The sequence below is a fragment of the Actinosynnema mirum DSM 43827 genome (assembly GCF_000023245.1).
Taxonomy (GTDB): Bacteria; Actinomycetota; Actinomycetes; order Mycobacteriales; family Pseudonocardiaceae; genus Actinosynnema; species Actinosynnema mirum.
The window spans coordinates 2,139,874-2,157,056 of the sequence record NC_013093.1 but is presented as its reverse complement, the minus strand read 5'-3'; the positions used below and the strand labels follow the sequence as shown (position 1 = coordinate 2,157,056).

Annotated in this window: 21 protein-coding genes; 11 read left to right on the top strand and 10 right to left on the bottom strand. The window is 72.5% G+C overall.

Annotated features, from left to right (window positions below; translation table 11 throughout):
* Positions 1–79: 79 nt before the first annotated feature.
* A complete protein-coding gene (locus AMIR_RS09750; protein ID WP_015800784.1) occupies positions 80–787 on the top strand; it encodes a sigma 54 modulation/S30EA ribosomal C-terminal domain-containing protein in 708 nt (235 codons plus the stop codon).
* A 169-nt stretch (positions 788–956) separates the two neighbouring features.
* Here the strand turns inward: AMIR_RS09750 and AMIR_RS09745 are convergent, their stop codons facing one another.
* On the bottom strand, positions 957–1,805 hold the full coding sequence (locus AMIR_RS09745) for a spermidine synthase (protein ID WP_015800783.1): 849 nt from the start codon (positions 1,803–1,805) through the stop codon (positions 957–959).
* A 51-nt stretch (positions 1,806–1,856) separates the two neighbouring features.
* Positions 1,857–2,318, bottom strand: a complete 462-nt coding sequence (locus tag AMIR_RS40920) for a hypothetical protein (RefSeq protein ID WP_015800782.1) — start codon at positions 2,316–2,318, stop codon at positions 1,857–1,859.
* Between the two features lie 171 nt (positions 2,319–2,489).
* On the opposite strand from AMIR_RS40920, the gene AMIR_RS09735 reads away from it, so the two are divergent.
* On the top strand, positions 2,490–3,329 hold the full coding sequence (locus tag AMIR_RS09735; protein WP_015800781.1) for a helix-turn-helix domain-containing protein: 840 nt from the start codon (positions 2,490–2,492) through the stop codon (positions 3,327–3,329).
* Positions 3,326–3,493, top strand: coding sequence for a DUF397 domain-containing protein (locus tag AMIR_RS36865; protein ID WP_015800780.1), 168 nt, complete (start codon positions 3,326–3,328; stop codon positions 3,491–3,493). The genes AMIR_RS09735 and AMIR_RS36865 overlap by 4 nt, the downstream gene beginning before the upstream one ends.
* Before the next feature lie 4 nt (positions 3,494–3,497).
* Here AMIR_RS36865 and AMIR_RS09730 read toward each other — a convergent pair whose 3' ends face one another.
* Complete coding sequence (locus tag AMIR_RS09730) at positions 3,498–3,959, bottom strand: DUF6228 family protein (RefSeq protein WP_015800779.1); 462 nt, start codon at positions 3,957–3,959, stop codon at positions 3,498–3,500.
* Complete coding sequence (locus AMIR_RS09725; RefSeq protein ID WP_015800778.1) at positions 3,959–4,357, bottom strand: hypothetical protein; 399 nt, start codon at positions 4,355–4,357, stop codon at positions 3,959–3,961. The genes AMIR_RS09730 and AMIR_RS09725 overlap by 1 nt, the downstream gene beginning before the upstream one ends.
* A gap of 96 nt (positions 4,358–4,453) precedes the next feature.
* On the opposite strand from AMIR_RS09725, the gene AMIR_RS09720 reads away from it, so the two are divergent.
* The 5 genes from AMIR_RS09720 (at position 4,454) to AMIR_RS09700 (ending at position 8,252) form a co-directional block, all read left to right on the top strand.
* Positions 4,454–5,374, top strand: coding sequence for an ABC transporter ATP-binding protein (locus tag AMIR_RS09720; protein ID WP_015800777.1), 921 nt, complete (start codon positions 4,454–4,456; stop codon positions 5,372–5,374).
* Entirely contained in the window at positions 5,374–6,102 is a 729-nt protein-coding gene (locus AMIR_RS09715) for an ABC transporter permease (RefSeq protein ID WP_015800776.1), read from the top strand. The genes AMIR_RS09720 and AMIR_RS09715 overlap by 1 nt, the downstream gene beginning before the upstream one ends.
* 9 nt (positions 6,103–6,111) lie before the next feature.
* Positions 6,112–7,203 carry a sensor histidine kinase gene (locus tag AMIR_RS09710; protein WP_015800775.1) on the top strand — a complete coding sequence of 364 codons (1,092 nt, stop codon included), beginning with the start codon at positions 6,112–6,114 and terminating at the stop codon, positions 7,201–7,203.
* Entirely contained in the window at positions 7,200–7,805 is a 606-nt protein-coding gene (locus tag AMIR_RS09705) for a response regulator transcription factor (protein ID WP_015800774.1), read from the top strand. The genes AMIR_RS09710 and AMIR_RS09705 overlap by 4 nt, the downstream gene beginning before the upstream one ends.
* Positions 7,806–7,946: 141 nt before the next feature.
* A complete protein-coding gene (locus AMIR_RS09700; protein WP_015800773.1) occupies positions 7,947–8,252 on the top strand; it encodes a hypothetical protein in 306 nt (101 codons plus the stop codon).
* A gap of 68 nt (positions 8,253–8,320) precedes the next feature.
* Here the strand turns inward: AMIR_RS09700 and AMIR_RS09695 are convergent, their stop codons facing one another.
* Together AMIR_RS09695 and AMIR_RS09690 are read right to left on the bottom strand one after the other, a co-directional pair.
* Positions 8,321–8,755, bottom strand: a complete 435-nt coding sequence (locus AMIR_RS09695; RefSeq protein ID WP_015800772.1) for a universal stress protein — start codon at positions 8,753–8,755, stop codon at positions 8,321–8,323.
* 46 nt (positions 8,756–8,801) lie between these two features.
* Positions 8,802–9,626: a universal stress protein gene (locus AMIR_RS09690; RefSeq protein WP_015800771.1), complete on the bottom strand. Its 825-nt coding sequence runs from the start codon at positions 9,624–9,626 to the stop codon at positions 8,802–8,804.
* A 116-nt stretch (positions 9,627–9,742) separates the two neighbouring features.
* Here AMIR_RS09690 and AMIR_RS09685 point away from each other — a divergent pair, with 116 nt between their 5' ends.
* From AMIR_RS09685 to AMIR_RS09675, 3 genes are all read left to right on the top strand, one after another.
* Positions 9,743–10,423, top strand: coding sequence for a response regulator transcription factor (locus AMIR_RS09685; RefSeq protein WP_085945018.1), 681 nt, complete (start codon positions 9,743–9,745; stop codon positions 10,421–10,423).
* Positions 10,424–10,548: 125 nt separating this feature from the next.
* Positions 10,549–11,034, top strand: a complete 486-nt coding sequence (locus tag AMIR_RS09680; RefSeq protein ID WP_342626583.1) for an SRPBCC family protein — start codon at positions 10,549–10,551, stop codon at positions 11,032–11,034.
* 92 nt (positions 11,035–11,126) lie between these two features.
* Positions 11,127–12,029, top strand: a complete 903-nt coding sequence (locus AMIR_RS09675) for an NAD(P)H-binding protein (RefSeq protein WP_015800768.1) — start codon at positions 11,127–11,129, stop codon at positions 12,027–12,029.
* A 422-nt stretch (positions 12,030–12,451) separates the two neighbouring features.
* On the opposite strand, the gene arfA is transcribed toward AMIR_RS09675, so the two are convergent.
* The 4 genes from arfA to AMIR_RS09655 are packed head-to-tail and all read right to left on the bottom strand — an operon-like array spanning position 12,452 to position 17,016.
* Positions 12,452–13,954, bottom strand: coding sequence for an arabinosylfuranosidase ArfA (gene arfA / locus AMIR_RS09670; RefSeq protein WP_015800767.1), 1,503 nt, complete (start codon positions 13,952–13,954; stop codon positions 12,452–12,454).
* Positions 13,955–13,964: 10 nt separating this feature from the next.
* A complete protein-coding gene (locus AMIR_RS09665) occupies positions 13,965–14,786 on the bottom strand; it encodes a carbohydrate ABC transporter permease (RefSeq protein ID WP_245554602.1) in 822 nt (273 codons plus the stop codon).
* A 17-nt stretch (positions 14,787–14,803) separates the two neighbouring features.
* A complete protein-coding gene (locus AMIR_RS09660) occupies positions 14,804–15,700 on the bottom strand; it encodes a carbohydrate ABC transporter permease (RefSeq protein WP_015800765.1) in 897 nt (298 codons plus the stop codon).
* Complete coding sequence (locus tag AMIR_RS09655) at positions 15,697–17,016, bottom strand: ABC transporter substrate-binding protein (protein WP_015800764.1); 1,320 nt, start codon at positions 17,014–17,016, stop codon at positions 15,697–15,699. Before AMIR_RS09655 ends, AMIR_RS09660 begins: the two co-directional genes overlap by 4 nt.
* Positions 17,017–17,183 lie beyond the last annotated feature (167 nt).

Here is a 17,183-nt window from a genome sequence, read left to right as displayed (position 1 = left end):
GGGGACTTTGGTCCCTGGTCCCCCGGTGGTCGCTCGCTAGCCTCGGAACCGGTTTTCCAGGTGGTGAGGAGGGGTGCGGGTGAGCGCGCTGGCGGTGCGCACGTCCGGCGGGGTCCGGGAGCGGGCGCTGACCGGGGTGGCGGAGCTCCTGGGCGGGGTGCCCGGCGCCCGCGCGACGGCGGCGCGGGTGCGGCTGACCGCGCTCGGCGGCGGGACCGCGCTGCTCCAGGCCAACGCCGAGGTGCGCGGCCACCGGATCAGGGCGCAGGTCGCGGCCCCGGAGGCGGACGTGGCGGGGCTGCTGCGCGAGCGCGTGGCCGCCCAGGTGTCCCGCTTGGACGCGCCGGGCGCGCACCGCGCGTGGCCGGGACCGGACCGGGCGCCGGTGGTGACCGGGCGGGCCGGGGCGCGGCGGGTGGCGCGGCGCAAGCGGGTGCGGGCGGCGCTGTGCGCGCCGGACGCGGCGGCGCTGGCCATGGACCTGATGGACTACGACTTCCACCTGTTCGCGGACTCGGAGACGGGGCAGGACAGCGTGCTGTACCGGGTGGGGCCGACCGGCTACCGGTTGGCGCGCCTGGAGGACACCGCGCCGCCCGCGCTGCCGGTGGTGGTGCCGCTGACGACGAACGTGCACCCGGTGCCGGAGCTGACCGAGGCGGAGGCGGTGCGGCGCTTGGACGAGACGGAGCTGCCGTTCCGGTTCTTCCGGCAGGCCGGGACCCGCCGGGGAGCCGTGCTGTACCGCCGGTGGGACGGCGACTACGGGCTGCTGACGTCGGGCTGACCCCAAGAACTCCCTGCGGAACCAGCGCTCCGCAGGTCGCGGGGCGAAGCCGCGCGAGACCACCGACCGGTCCACCTGAACTCCCTGCGGAACCAGCGCTCCGCAGGGCCCTAACGTGAAAGACGCCCGCCCGAGCGCCGCCCCACCCGGCCGGCCTCGTGAACCCCGGTCAGCTCACCCCGGTCCGCCAGCGCGGCACCGGGGTGATGCTGTCCTCGGGGATGTCCGCGTCGAGCGGCTGCGCGGTCCCCTTGAACCGGGCCAGCTTCTCCGCCGACAGGCAGAACACCTTGTTCCCCCCGGCTTCCGCCCACTCGGCGATGCCCGCGTGCGGGAGCTCGCGGTCGGAGGCGGCGAGGACGGCGTTGCCCGCCTTCTTCCCCAGCAGCAGCCCCGGTTCGGCGAGCAGCGCCACGTGCGGGAACACCTCGCGCAGCGACGCGACGGCCCGCAGCGCGAGCCCCAGGTCGGGCGCCGACCACATGTTGCCCAGGTACAGCCCGCCGGGCCGCAGCGTCCTGGCGATCTCGCGCAGGAACGGCGTGACGGCCAGGTTCAGCGCGATCGTGCCGACCCGCGCGACGTCCATGACCACGACGTCGGCGCTGCCGTCCGCCGCGCCCCTGATCCCGGCCTCGCCGTCCGCCACCCGCACCCTCAGCCCTGGGACGGCGTCGAGCGCGAGGTGCTCCCGGACCAGCTCGACCAGCGGCCCGTCCAGCTCGTAGACCTCCTGCGCGGAACCGGGCCGGGCGTGCGCGAGGTAGCGGGAGATCGTGAACCCGCCGCCGCCGACCTGGAGCGCGGACACCGGGTCGCCCTCGGGCCAGTGCAGGTCGAGCACGCGCGCCACCCAGCGGGTGTACGGCAGGTGCAGGTAACCGGGGTCGTCCAGGTCCACGCAGGACTGGAGCACCCCGTCGACCATGAGCAGCCACCCGCGCTCCCGGTAGGGCGCGGGCGCGAGCTGCGCCGTCCCGAACCGGACCTGCCGCTCCACGCCCCCACGCTGTTCCACGCGCGCCACCCTAGACCGCCGCCGGTCCGCGCCGGTCCGAAACGGTCGCGGTCACGGACGGCGGGGCAGCGCCGCCTCCGCCTCGCCCAGCACCTGGTCGAGCCGCTCCACCGCCTCGTCGACGGCGAGCGCCGCGTTCTCCAGCGCGCGCACGGCCGCGTCCGCCGCCTCGGCCCTGGCGCTCGCCTCGGCGGCGGCCTCGCGGAGGGACGCGGCGACCTCGTCGGGCGCGACCGCCGCCAGTTCGAGGGCCCGGTCCGCGACGCGCGCGGCCCGCCGCCCGGCGTCACCGCCGCGCTCGCACCCGTCGTTCTCCGCCACCCACCGGTCGAGCCCGGCCAGCACCTCGGGGAGCTGGTCGCGCAGCGCCTCCACCTGCGCCCGCCCCAGGTCGACCTCGCACCGCGCCCCGCCGGTCTCCAGGACCAGGCAGGCCGACTCCACGTGCCGCCGCGCCCACAGCCCGACCGATCCGCTCGCGCTCAGGTCGATGGTCACCGAGTTCCCGCTCATCAGCCGTCTCCGTTCGCGCACCGCGCGGGGTCTACGGTGTGCCCCACGCCACACCGGCCATGCTAGGCATAATGCCGCGCTTGATGTCGCCGCCGAGCCGACCCGAACGGGTGATCTCGGAATAGCCCGAACGAGCCGAGATCATGAAGACCGATCAATCGGAGGACCCCCATGCGCCCCACCGTGCGCAGCCGCCGCCTGGGTGCCCGCCTGGGCGACCACCGGCAGCAGAACAACCTGTCCGGCACCGAACTGGCCGCGCGGCTCGGCGTGCACCAGGCCACCTGGTCGAAGATCGAGACCGGGAAGACGAAGGTCTCCCCCGCCCTGCTGGCCCGCACGGCGGAGATCCTCGACATCCCGGCCGACGCGATCGCCCAGCTCCAGGAACTGCACCGCAGGGCCGACGAGCCCGGCTGGTGGCAGGACTACGGCGACATCCTGTCCGAGGCCGTGCAGATGCTGATCGAGCTGGAGGCCGACGCGTCCTGGATCCGCACCTACGAGGGCCAGGTCATCCCCGGACTGCTCCAGACCCGCGAGTACGCCGAGCGCGTCATCACGGCGGTCTCGCCGCACATCCGGGTCTCGGACATCGACCGCTACCTGGAGCTGCGGATGAAGCGCCAGAAGCAGCTCAGCGAGGACCTGCGCCTGACCGCCGTGGTCAGCGAGGCCGCCATCCGCCAGCAGGTCGGCGGTCCCACCGTCCTGCGCGCGCAGCTCCAGCACATCGCCCGAACGGTCCGGGAGCACGACGTCACGGTGCAGGTCGTCCCGTTCACGGCGGACGCCCACGCCGCGCTCGGCGACTCGTTCGTGATCATCCAGTGGCCCGACGAAGCCGATCCCGAGGCCGTCTACGCTGACGGTGTGACCTCCTGGACGGTGCACGAGCGCAGCGGGATCATCCGCAGCTACCTGCACGCGTTCAGCTCGGTGCAGGGCCAGGCCCTGTCACCCAGGGAGTCACTCGACCTCATCAACGACGTGATCAAGGAACTGGGATGACCTGGCGCAAGAGCAGCTACAGCACGGGCACCGGCAACTGCGTCGAGATCGCCCTGACCGCGACCGCCGCGCACGTCCGCGACAGCAAGAACCCCGGCGCGGGCGCGCTGACCGTCCCCGCGCCCGCCTGGGCGGAGTTCCTCCGCACCGCCAAGGCCCGCTGACCCGCTAGACCGCCAACGCCTCCCGGACGTCCTCGGCGAGCTTGCGCATCGCCTCCCCCGGTTCCACGTCCACCTCCACCGAGGCCCGCCACGCGTGCCCCTTCCAGAGGGACCAGGGCGCGATCTCCCACCGCAGGGAGACGGAGCCACGACCGTCGTGGGTGGCCGTCACCACGAGGTCGTGGTCCAGGCTCTCCCAGACGTGCACCCCCACCCAGCCCTGGAACGACTCGGCCAGGTCGGCCAGGAAGTCCGGCAGGGCGGGGCCGTCCAGGCCCAGCGCCACCGTCTCCGGGAGCAGGGCCTCCATGCCGTCCGCGCGCAGCCGCACCGCGACCTTGGGCAGCGGGTAGTCCGGGTCGATGCCCCCTGGGCTCCACAGCAGCACCGAGCCCAGGTCCACCACCGGACCGACCCCGCCGCCCTCTCCGCCCTCTCCGCCTTCCCCGCCTTCCGGGGGCGCCACTAGTGGTCCTCGTGCTCGGCCTCGGCGTCCTCCGCGTCGGCGAAGTCCGTCACGCCGGTCACCACGAACCCGGCGAAGTCCACCCCGACGCCCAGCTCGCCCCAGCCCTCCACCTCGCACTCGCCGAACCGCACGACCATCGAGTCCGGCGGGTTCAGGGTGATCGACGGCTCGCTGAACGCGTCCGACCCCAGGTGCTCCTCGGCGGCGCTCCTGGCCGCCGCGACCACGCCGTCCACATCGGACAGGATCGCGGCCAGGAACTCCCCGTCCACGTCGGACTCGGACTCGTCGTCGGTGAACACCACGTACACCGGCACCCCGGAGATCTCGCGCTCCCAGCAGCGGATCCAGTCCGGGGTGTCCTCGGTGCGGGTGAACCCCTCCAGCACGGGCACGGTCTTCCTCCTCGTGGCGCACCCATGACGGATGTCATGGGCCGGTCGTGACGCGCGGCCCGCGTCCCGGACGACCGGGGAGCACAAGCTTGCACCATGGCAACCACAACTGCTCCGGCGGCGGTCTCGCTGCGCGGGGTGCGCAAGTCACGCGGAGCCGTCAGGGCGGTGGACGGGGTCGACCTCGTCGTCGCGCCCGGCGAGGTGGTGGCGCTGCTCGGCCCGAACGGCGCGGGCAAGTCCACCACCGTGGACGTCCTGCTCGGGCTCACCGCCCCGGACGCCGGGGAGGTCCGGCTGTTCGGCCGCACGCCCAGGCAGGCCGTCGTGGACGGCCTGGTCGGCGCGGTGCTCCAGGACGGGGCGCTGCTGGAGGGCGCGACGGTCGGCGAGGTCGTCGGCCTGGTCGCCGCGCTGCACCGCCGCCCGCTGCCGGTCGCCGAGGCGCTGGCCCTGGCGGGCGCGACGGACCTGGCGCGCCGCCGCTCCACCGAGCTGTCCGGCGGCCAGCGCAAGCGCGCCCTGCTCGCCACCGCCCTCGTGCCCGACCCTGACCTGCTGGTCCTGGACGAGCCCACCGCGGCCCTGGACGTCCAGTCCCGCCGCCGCTTCTGGGCCACCACGCGCGAGCACACCGCGCGCGGCCGGACCGTCCTGTTCGCCACCCACCACCTGGAGGAGGCGCAGGAGTTCGCCGACCGGGTCGTGCTGCTCGACGGCGGGAAGGTCATCGCGGACGGCACCGTCGCGCAGATCCGGACCGCCGTGTCCGGCCGCGTCATCGCCGCCACGCTCCCCGGAGCGTCGGCCCCCGGCGCCGATCTCGCCCCGCTGCGCGCGCTGCCCGGCGTGCGCGCGGTCGAGACCCGCGGCGACCGGGTCCTGCTGGAGTGCGCCGACTCGGACGCCGCGCTGCGCGCCCTGCTCGCCACCCACCCCACCACCCACGACGTCGAGGTCACCGCGCTGGGCCTGGAAGCGGCCTTCCTCGCGCTGACCGGACGGGAGAACCGGTGATGAACACGCGTTTCCTCGTGCTCGAACTGCTCCGCGCCACCCGCACCCGCCGCTACCTGGTGGCCACCATGCCGCTGCCCTCCCTGATGCTCCTGGTGCTCCCGGACATCTACAACGTGGAGGGCGGCACCCTCGGCGGCGTGCCCATCGCGATCTCGCTGATGCTCAACATGGCCATGTTCGGCGTCATCTCCGCCCCCGTGACGACCGGCGCGAGCATCGCCGTCGAGCGCGGCGCGGGCTGGCAGCGGCAGCTGCGGCTGACCCCGCTCACCGGCGCGGGCTACGTGGTCGGCAAGGGCGTGGTCGGGATGCTGCTGGCCCTGCCTCCGCTGCTGCTGCTCGGCCTGGTCGGGGCGTTCACGCAGGACGTGCGCCTGACGGCGGGCCAGTGGCTGGTCTCGCTCGGCGCGGTGTGGCTGACCGGGTTGCCGTTCGTGCTGCTCGGGATCGTGCTCGGCCTGGTGGTCTCGCCGGGCGCGATGCAGGCGGTGACCGGGGTGGCGTCGCTGGTGCTGGGCGTGGCGGGCGGCGTGCTGATCCCCGTGGAGCTGGCCCCGGACTGGCTGCGCCGGATCGTGCTGACCCTGCCGATGCACTGGGGCAAGCAGCTCGCGCTGTCGCCGCTGGTGGACGTGGAGGTGGGGCGGGCGCTGTTCGTGCTCGGCGTGTGGGTGGTGGGTCTCGGCTTGATCGCCGCCCGCCGGTTCCGCGCGGCCGAGGCGTAGGTTCACGTCGTGCACCGCTCCGAGCGCGCCGTCCGCCGCTGGCTGCTGATCGGTCTCGCGCTCGTCGCCTGGTTCGTCCCCACCCTGGTCGTCGACCTGCTGGAGGCCGACCTGCCCCCGGCGCAGCGCGTGGCGGCGGTGGCGCTGGTCGTCGGCTACGGGATCGCGCTGACCGCGCCGCTGCCGGCGCGCCGCCGCCTCACCGAGGGGCGGCAGGCGCTGCTGGTCGGCGCGCTGGTGGCCTGGGGCCTGCTGGTGATCGCGGTGACCGGCCTGGACTCGGCCGTGCTGCTGGTCCACGTGCTCGGCACCGCCTCGATCGTGCTGCCCGCCAGGCTCGCGCTGACCATGAACGGGACGGCCGCCGCCGCGCTGGTCGCGGGCCTGCTGTGGCGGGCGGCCGGGTCCGGGCAGCCGGTGCACCTGGTGGCGGCGCTGGGCTCGCTGGTCGTGGGGTTCGCGGCCGTGGTCCGGCTGGTGCGGACCCGGCGGGAGCTGGCGCGGGCGCGGGTGGAGATCGCCGCGCTGGCCGCCGCCGAGGAGCGGCACCGGCTCGGGCGGGACCTGCACGACATCCTCGGGCACAGCCTCACCACGGTGACCGTGAAGGCCGGGCTGGCGCGGCGGCTGCTGGAGCGCGGCGAGGTCGAGCGGGCGCTCGGCGAGGTCGGGGAGCTGGAGACCCTGGCCAGGCAGGCGCTCGGGGACGTGCGGGCGACGGTCGGCGGGTACCGGGAGGTGGCGCTGGCCGGTGAGCTGGTGGCGGCCCGGTCGGCGCTGCGGGCGGCCGGGATCGAGGCGGACCTGCCGAGCGCGGTGGACAACGTCGCGCCGGAGCTGCAGGGGGTGTTCGGGTACGTGCTGCGGGAGGCGGTGACGAACGTGCTGCGGCACTCGGCGGCCCGCACCTGCTCGGTGCGCCTGGGCGCGCGGTGGATCGAGGTCGTGGACGACGGGCGCGGCGCGGGCGCCGGGCAACCGGGGAGCGGGGTGGCGGGGTTGCGGGAGCGGCTGGCCGAGATCGGCGGGGCGCTGGAGGCGGGACCGGTCGCGGGCGGGTACCGGCTGCGCGCGGAGGTCCGGGACGGGGGGACGGCGTGATCAGGGTGCTGCTGGCCGACGACCAGGCGCTCGTGCGCGGGGCGTTCGCGGCGATGCTGGGCATGGAGTCGGACATCGAGGTGGTCGCCTCGGTCGGCTCCGGCGACGAGGTGCTCCCCGAGGCGCTGCGGACGGAGCCGGACGTGGCGCTGCTGGACGTGCAGATGCCCGGCCTGGACGGCCTGGAGGCGGCGGCCCTGCTGCACGAGCGGCTCCCGCGCTGCCGGGTGATCGTGTGCACGACCTTCGGCCGCCCCGGCTACCTGGCGCGGGCGATGGCGGCGGGCGCGGCCGGGTTCGTGGTCAAGGACGCCTCGCCCGAGCAGCTGGTGGACGCGGTGCGCCGGGTCCACGCGGGCCTGCGCGTGGTCGACCCCGACCTGGCGGCCGAATCCCTCGCCCAGGGCCCCAGCCCGCTGACCGCCAGGGAGCGCGACGTGCTGGCGCTGGCCCGCGACGGCGGCACGGTCGCCGACCTGGCGAAGGGCGTCGGCCTGTCGGAGGGCACGGTCCGCAACCACCTGTCGGCCGCGATCGGCAAGACCGGCGCGCGCACGAGAGCCGAGGCGGTCCGGATCGCCGAGGAGAGCGGCTGGCTCTAGCACCCGGACCCGCGACTCCCCGGTTCCCGCAACCGTGCGGTCGCCCCACCGGGAAGGACCCGCCCGCACGGGGACCTTCGCCTCTCCACCGCACCGGCCCCGCGCTCGGAGAATCGACTCCTGGACGAACCGGGAGGAACCATGGCCACCCGCGCGCACACCGCGGTCAGCGCGACCCGCTACCTGGACGCGGTGCTCGACACGTTACGCGGCGCCGGGGTCGACGTGCTGACCCTGGCGGTGGACATCAGGCCGTGCTCGCCCGTGCGGGCCGAGCTGGTCACGGACGTGGGCCCGCTGCGCTGGAGCGAGGACCTGGGTTGGAGCGCCGGGAGCCGCGCGCTCGGCCCGGTGGCGCACCCCGGCGAGGTCGCCCGCCTGGTCCTGCGCTCGGCCGAGCCCCGCAAGTTCACCCGCAAGAGCAAGCAGAACCACTCGTCGGACTGACGCCGGACTGACGCCGGACCGACGCTGGACCGACTCCGGACCGACGCCGGTGGGGACCGGGGACGCCGTCACGCGTGCGCGGGCTCGCGCTCGCGCAAGACCACCACCGGGCACTCCGCGTGGTGCACGCAGTACGAGCTGACCGACCCGGTGAGCGCCTCCCGCAGCAGTCCGCGCCCCCGGCTGCCGACCACCAGCAGGTCCGCGTCCTTGGACACCTCCACCAGCACCCGGCCGGGCTCGCCCTCCATGAACACCTTGTTCACGTCGAACTGCGCGACCATCGACTCCAGCAACCGCATGTAGCCCTCGCGGGTGGTCTCCGGGTCGATGGCGAGCGCCTCCGCGCCGCTGACCGGCCCGAGCACCATGCCGGGGTCGATCTGCCACACGATGACCGCGTCGACCGAGCACCCCCGCTGCCCGGCCTCCTCCACCGCCCACCGCAGCGCGTCCGCGCTGGCGGGCGACCCGTCCACCCCGACGACGATCCTGTTGCCCATAACGACCCCTTTCCTCAGCGCCTCCCGACGCCCCGCGGGCGGCGGGTCAGCGCGACGCCCCGACCGGCCGGACCACGGCCAGCGGGCAGGGCGAGTGGTGGACCAGCGCCCGGCTGGTCGAGCCGAGCAGCATCCCCGAACCCGCGAGCTCGCGACCCCGGCTGCCGACAACCAGGAGACGCGCCCTGGCCGCGTGCCGCAACAGGGCGCGAACGGGCCGGTCGTGCTCCACGACCCGCTCGACGGTGACCGAGGGATACCCGCTGCTCCACCCCGCGAGCCGCTCGGCCAGCAACCGCTCCCCCTCCTCGGCGGCCCGCACCCGGTCGAGCCCCAACCGCGTCCGGTCCGACAGCAGATCGCTCCACGTGTGCACGGCCCTGAGCGTGGCCCCGCGCAGCGCCGCCTCGGCGAACGCGAACGCCAACGCCCGCTCACCGGCCCCGGACCCGTCCACCCCCACCACCACCCGCCCCGTGTCGGGTTCCGGCGCACGAACGACCACCACCGGGCAGGACGCCCGCTCGGCGACCGCCAGCGCCACCGACGCCGCGGGCTCCACCCCGGCCCCACGCGACCCGAGCACCAGCATCCGGGCCCGCCGCGAGTGCGCCACCAACGACTCGACCGCGTCGGCGGGCACCAGCTCAGCGGTCGCCCCGGTCCTGGCGGCGGCCTCCGCCAACCACCGCCACCCCCGCTCGGCCCTGGCCACCCCGGCCACAACAGGCTCCCGCGCCTCGGCCCCCACCTCGCAGCCGTGCACCAGGCGCAACGGCACCCGGTGCCGGATGGCCTCCAGATCCGCCCAGCGAACCGCCTCGAGAGCGGCCTGCGTTCCGTCAACCCCCACCACGACCGGTCCGCTCACGGCACCGCTCCCTCCGTCACCCCCGACGCTACGAACCACCGCCCCGGCGGTCTGCGGCCCTTGGCAAGGCGGTGGGCGGGACCTTCGTCCTGAGCCGGGTGGGGGAAGCTTGGCGGGTGGAGTTCTCGGTACTGCTCGTGGAGGACGACGAGCACATCAGGCAGGCGCTGGGTCTGGCGCTGGGCGACGAGGGGTTCGGCGTCACCGACGCCGTGTCCGGCGAGGAGGCCCTGCGCCTTCTGGACCGCCGCGTGTTCGACGTGGTCCTGCTGGACCTGTCGCTGCCCGGCGTGGACGGCCTGGAGGTGTGCCGGGTCCTGCGGGCGCGCGGCGACCTCCCGATCATCATCGTCACGGCCCGCGCCGACACCGCCGACGTCATCGCGGGACTGGAGGCGGGCGCCGACGACTACGTGACCAAGCCCCTGGTGGCGGGCGAGCTGGCCGCCCGCATCCGCGCGCTCCTGCGCCGCCGGGGCGGTGGCGGCGAGGAGGCCCTCCGCTTCGGCGACCTGGAGGTGCGCGCGGGCGAGGGCGTGGTCCTGCGCGCGGGCGACGAGGTCCACCTGACCCGCACCGAGTTCCGCCTCCTCGTCGAGCTCGCCTCGGCCGCCGGACGCGTCGTCACCAGGGAGCAGCTCCTCCAGCGCGTCTGGGGCTACGACTACTTCGGCGACACCCGCCTCCTGGACGTGCACATCCGCAGGCTGCGCCGCAAGGTCGAGCAGAACCCCGACGACCCCGCCCTCGTCCTCACCGTGCGCGGCGCGGGCTACCGCCTAGACCCCGACCAGTGAGCCCTCGCACCCCGGCCACCCCAAAGCCACCCCAAGTGAGAGTCTTCCTCACCTCTACCCACTGTTTGTGACCCCAGGCACACACGAACGGTCGATCGTCAGCCATTCGTTAGGTCAATCGGTGTTTGCTCCCCCCAGGATGGGAGTCGCAAACGTCGCCTAGACCACCTGGATCGCCCTTGACGAGGACCCGATCTCTTCCCGCCGACGCCGACACGGTGTTCGAGATGCTGACCGACTTGGAGAACCTCTCCACCTGGCTGCCCTCGGGCGTCGAGGTGGAGCGCTACGACGCGCACGCGGTGCGCCTGTGGCTGCCCGGTGGCGCGGTGGAGCGCCGCCTGGAGGTCGATTGGGAGAACCTGAAGGTCGAGTGGGGCAGCGAGGCCACCCCGACCTACAGCGGATCGGTGCGCGTGCTGCGCATGGGTCCCCGGCGCTGCGCCGTGGCGGTGCAGCTGACCGGAGCGACGGGCCAGCACTCCCCCGCCGTGGACGACTGGGTCGAGCGCGCGCTCGACGCCCTGTGCGAGACCGCGCCCGTGGAGCACCCCTGCGTGCCCATGGTGCTGGAGGCATCCGGTTTGACCGCGGCCCGCCAGGCCGTGTGACCAGCTCTTACCGCTTGAGCACGACCCCGGGGGCGGCCACCGCCTGATCGCCCCACCGTGCAGGGCGCCGCACCGTGCCCGAGGCTTGCGCCATGCGGGTCTTGGTGACCGGGGCATCCGGTTTCGTCGGCGGGCGGCTGTGCGCCGCACTGGAGAGCGCGGGCCACGAGGTGCGCGCGATGACGAGACGCCCCGACGAGTACCGGGGTGCGGGCGTCCCCGTGCGGGGGGACGTGACCGACGAGCGCGGCCTCATCGAAGCGGCCCGCGACTGCGAGGTGGCCTGCTACCTCGTGCACGGCCTGTCCGACCGGGACTACCGGGAGTCGGACGCCCGAGCGGCGAGGTCCTTCGCCAGGGCGTGCGCGGAGGCGGGCGTGCGCCGGATCGTCTACCTGGGCGGACTGGGCAACGGCGCCCTGTCCGAGCACCTGAGGAGCAGACGCGAGGTCGAGTCGATGCTGACCTGCGCGGGCGTCCCGGTGACAGTGCTGCGCGCCGCCGTGGTGATCGGCCACGGCGGCGCGTCCTGGTCGATGCTCCTGTCCCTGGTGGAGCACGCCCCCCTGATCCTCGCCCCACCGGAAGCCAGAACCCGCTGCCAACCGATCGCAGTGGCAGACGCGGTCCGCTACCTGGCAGGCGCGGTGGAAAACCCCAAGACGGCGGGCAAGACCTACGAGATCGGCGGCCCGGAAGTCCTGGAGTACACCCAGATGCTCCGCAGGATCGCCGCCCTGCAAGGCCGCTCAACCCTGGTCCTCCCGCTGCCGGTCCCCCTCCCCCGCTCAGACTGGCTGAGCGGCCAGGCCCTGGCGGTGCTCTCAGGCGTGAACGCCTCCCTGGCGGAAGCCCTGCTGGGCTCCCTGGACACGGAGGTGGTGGTGCACGAGGACAACGGCATCACAACCCTGATGCCGTTCCAGCGGACGGGCTACGACGACGCGGTGCTGACCGCGCTGGGGGAACGGGCGGCAGCAAACCGCACCAAGTAGCCACCGCACTCGCGGGCTGCGGGGCGAGCGCAGCGAGCCCACGCAGCCCCCATCCCGCGTCCCTCTTTCCCGTTTGGCCTGGCGAAGCCCGAGCACGCTCGTCAAGATGCCGCCGCACTATGCGGCAGACCGGGGTGTCAAACGGCGTCTTGACGAGCGTGCTTGCCTGAAAGGAGGCCACACGGGAAAGAGGGACCCGGACCACCGCAGGGGTACAACCGGACCACCAACAGAACGGTCACCGGCCGACAGAGCCCGTCCCCTCTTTTTTGGAGGTCTGCCCCGCCGGCGAGGCGTGCTTGTAGCTCTTCAGCTCTTCACCCTTCAACTCTCCCCCCTCACACCTCTCCCCTCACATCTCCACCCTCACATCTCTCCCCTCACATCTCCCCCCTCACATCTCTCCCCTCACATCTCCCCCCTCACATCTCTCCCCTCACATCTCCCCCCATCCGAACCACCCCCCACGAAACCGGCGGCAGGACAACCCGCACCGCCGTCCCATCCCGCTCAACCCCCAACCCCCTCGGCTTCACCCTCTCCGGTTGCAAAGCAGTGTTGATCGCCCCACTGTCCTCATCCCCCAACACCCAAGCCTCGACAACCCCCCGCTCCCCACCCTCGAACCCAACCTCAACCGACTCGTGCCGATGCCGGTTGACCAAGAACACCACAACCTCCTCCCCCTCCCGCGTCACCACCGCGTCCACCACCGGAACCTCCCCGAACCGCCCGGTGTCCTGCGTAGGCCCATCCACCACAGTCCGCAGCACCTCCCCCCGCGCCAACCGCGACGTCAACGCGAACGGGTGAAACGTCGTCTGCCTCCAAGCCGCCGAATCCGGCTCGCACCGAATCGGCGCGATCACGTTCACCAGTTGCGCCTGGCAAGCCACCGCGACCCGATCCGCGTGCCGCAGCAGCGAGATCAACAAGTTCCCCACCACCACCGCGTCCGCCACGTCGTACGTGTCCTCGATCAACTTCGGCGCACTCCGCCACTCCGAGGTCCGCGACGCCTCAAAGTCCTTGATCGACCACACGTTCCACTCGTCGAACGAGATCCCGATCCGCTTCGGGCTCTTCACCTTCGCGCCCACCGCGTCCGCCGTGGCAGCAACACTCCCGATGAACCGGTCCATGTCCTCCGCAGAAGCCAGAAAACTGTCCACGTCCCCGTCCAGCACCTCGTAGTACGCGTGGCACGAGATGTGGTCGACCTCCTCGTACGCGGCCTCCAGCACAACCCGCTCCCACTCGCCGAAGGTGGGCATCGCGGAGCTGGAGCTCCCGCACGCCACCAACTCCACCCCCGGCTCCGCCTGCCGCAGCGCCCTGGCGGTCTCAGCCGCCAGCCTGCCGTACTCCTCCGCCGTCTTGTGCCCCAGCTGCCACGGCCCGTCCATCTCGTTCCCCAAGCACCACAACGAGATCCCGTGCGGCTCCGCGCTCCCGTTCGCGACCCGCAGGTCCGACAACGTCGTTCCCGAACCGTGATTCGCGTACTCGTGCACGTCCAGCGCCTCGGCCACCCCCCGAGTCCCGAGGTTGACCGCGTACATCACCTCGACCTCCGCCTTCCGGGCCCACCGCACGAACTCGTCCAGCCCGACCTCGTTCGACTCGATGCTGCGCCACGCCAGGTCCCGCCGCACCGGCCGCTGCCCGCGCGGCCCCACCCCGTCCTCCCAGCGGTACCCGGACACGAAGTTCCCACCGGGGTACCGGACCACCGACACCCCCATCTCGCGGGTCAGCGCCAGCACGTCCCGCCGGAACCCCTCCTCGTCCGCCGACGGGTGCCCCGGCTCGTGGATCCCGCCGTACACGCACCTCCCCAGGTGCTCCACGAACGACCCGAACAGCCTCCTGCGCACCGGCCCCACCACGTCGTCGGTCCGGAACGACACAACTGCTCTCAGCACAGCCACTCCCCTACTTCAGCGCGCCGGCGCTCGCACCACTGCGCCAGAACCTCTGCAGCAGCACGAAAGCGGTGATGAGCGGGACGATCGCGATCAGCGCCCCGGTGATGACGAGGTTGAACAGCACCCTGGTCCCCGCTTCCTGCTGCGCGGTGTTGAACCAGGTGGTGAGCCCCACGGTGAGCGGGTACAGGTCGCTGTCGCTCAGCATGACCAGCGGCAGGAAGTAGTTGTTCCACGTGGCCACCAGCGTGAACAGGAACACGGTCACCAGCGCAGGCCGGACCACCGGCAGCACCACCCGCCAGAAGATCAGCGCCTCGCCCGCCCGGTCGACCCGAGCCGCGTCGATCAGCTCCTCCGGCACGCTCTGCGCGATGTACACCCGCATCAGGTAAGCGCCGAACGGGTGCAGCAGCGACGGCAGGATCACCGCCCACCGGGTGTTCACCAACTCCAGCTCAGCCAGAATCAGATACGTCGGCAGCACCAGCGCGGTCGCGGGCACCATGACCATGCCCAGCAGTGCGGTCTCGAAGAACTTCTTCCCGGGAAACGAGAACCGGGCCAGCCCGTACCCCGCCAACGCGGCCAAGGCAGTCGCCCCGACCGCACTCGCGCCCGAGTACACCGCCGTGTTCAGCAACCACTTCCCATACGCCCCGCCATCTTCGCGGAAGAGCTTGCCCACGTTGTCGACCAGGCTGAAATCCGCGAACCACAAAGCCGGACTGGACAGCAGATCAGCCTGGCTCTTGGTGGCCGCGACGACGACCCACAACAGGGGCACCAAAAAATACAGCACCCCCGCGCCCATCACCAGGTTCGGCACCACCGCAGAGGTTCGCCTCACGCCCGCGCCCTCCACCGGTTGACCAGCACCGCCCCGTACGACACCACGAACACCGCGAACCCCAGCACGAACGAGATCGCCGCCGAGTAGTGGAAGTCCGAGTACGCGAACGCCTGGTTGTACGCGTACAAATTAGGCGTGTACCCACCCGACACCTGGGGCGCGAACCTCGCCATCACGTACGGCTCGGTGAAGAACTGCATCGTCCCGATCACCGTGAACACCCCGGCCAGCGCGAGCGCGCCCCGAATGGCCGGAACCTTCACCCGCAACGCAACCTGCACCGGCGTGGCCCCGTCCACCACGGCCGCCTCGTACACCTCCCTCGGAACCCCTTGCAGCGCCGAGTACAGAACGATCATGTTGTAGCCGGTCCACGCCCAGGTGACGATGTTGCCCAACGAGACCAGCAACAACCCCGGCCCGAAGAAGTCCAGCGGCTCACCACCCACCACCACCGGCAGGTCCGCGAACGGCCCGAACGTCCTGCTGTACAGGAACCCCCACATCAGCGCCCCCACCACCGCGGGCACCGCGTAGGGCATGAACGCGACCAGCCGGAACACCTTGGCCACCCGCCCGCTCACCGCGTCCAGCAGCAGCGCCCCGAACAGCGCCAGCCCCAGCATCACCGGGATCTGCACCAGCCCGAACCCGACCACCCGCAGCGCGCCGTCGAGCAGCACCGGATCGGTGAACGCCCTGACGTAGTTGTCCAGCCCGCTGAACCGCGTCCCCAACGCCAGGCTCCGCGTCGACAGGCTCAACCAGAAGGCGTAAGCGAGCGGCGCCACCAGAAAAACCAGCACCACCACGAAGAACGGCAGCACGAACAGCATCCCCGCCACCGGGTGCGCGGTGCTCCAGCGGCGGCCCCGCAGCCCGGTGCTCACCGCGTCACCCGGAAGCCCTGCTTCTCCGCGTACGCGACGACGTTCTTCTCCGTCTCCGGGAGCACCTCGCTCCACGGCCGGGTCCCCGCCATCGCCTCCGCGCTCCGGTCGTTCAGATCACCGAACACGAAGTCCTGGAACGGCGTGTACTGGAACTCCCCCAGCTTGTCCGACACCGGCACGAAGATCTCGTTCACCTTCTGCCCCGCGAAGAACTCGTACTCCTTGCCCGTGAACTCCGCGCTCGCCGCGACGTCCTTCACCAGCGGGTACAGGAACGCCTTGTTCAACCCGATGTCCCAGGCGGCCTCGGACTTCCCGAACAGCTCCCGCGCCACCTTCGTCGCGGCCTGCGCGTTGCGCGCCTGCTTGGTGACCGTGAACGTCGACCCGCCCCAGTCCCCCTGCTCGTCCGCACCGGGGTTCCACTGCGGCATCGGCGCCACCGCCCACTTCCCGGCCGTGTTCTTCAACGACCCGGCCACGTACCCCGGCGTCCACCCCGCCGCGGCCCACGTCCAGTACTTCCCCGAGTCCAGCGCCGCGGTCGCGTCAGCCGTGAAGAACGGGTCCTCCGCCATCAACCCCCGCGACACCAGGTCCCCGTAGAACTCCACCACCTTCACGCACTCCGGGCTGGTCAAGCTGATCCGCACCTCGTCGCGGGCCTTGGCCTGCGAGTACCCGTACGGCCTGCACCCGGCCTGCCACATCAACCCGTTGATCCACCCGCCGTCGCTGCCGAAGCTGGCGATGTGCCCGTTCGGATCGACCTCCTTGATCCGCTCCGCCGCGCTCCGGTACTCGTCCCACGTCCTCGGCACCGGAATCCCGTTCTGCTCGAACAGGTCCTTCCGGTACATCAGCGCCATGGGCCCGCCGTCGACCGGGATGGCGTAGACCTTGTCCCCGTCCGTGGCCTGGCTCCACGCCCACTCCGCGTACAGCCCCTCGTCCTCGTTCGCCCCGTGCTCGCCCATGTCCGCGAGCGCGTCGAGGATGATGAACGTCGGGATCTGCTGGAACTCGACCTGCGCGACGTCCGGCGCGCCCTTGCCCGCCGTGAACGCGGTCTTGAGCTTGGCGTACTGGTCGGGCCCCGTGCCCACGTTGGTCCAGTCCACCTGGATGTCGTCGTGCGAGGCGTTGAAGGCGTCCACGACGCCCTTGAACTCCGGGTACCACGCCCACACGGAGACGTGGATCTTGCCATCCGGGCCCGGTCCGCCGTCATCGCTCCCGCAGGCCGTGACGGCTGTTGCGGCGAGGAGGGCGGCGGCGAGCAGCGATGCGGTCTTGAACGGGCTTCCGCGCATGGCAGCGCCTTTCTGTCACCAGGGCGGCGGTGTGCAGGAGGTACGTCTTGCTGCGCTGCAAAGCACTATGGTGGCCGCTCTGCCGCGCTGCAAGACGTCATGCGGACGAAATGAAGCCGCTACGGACGTGCGCAGTCCCGTGGCCGGGGTTGTCGCAGAGGCGGGGT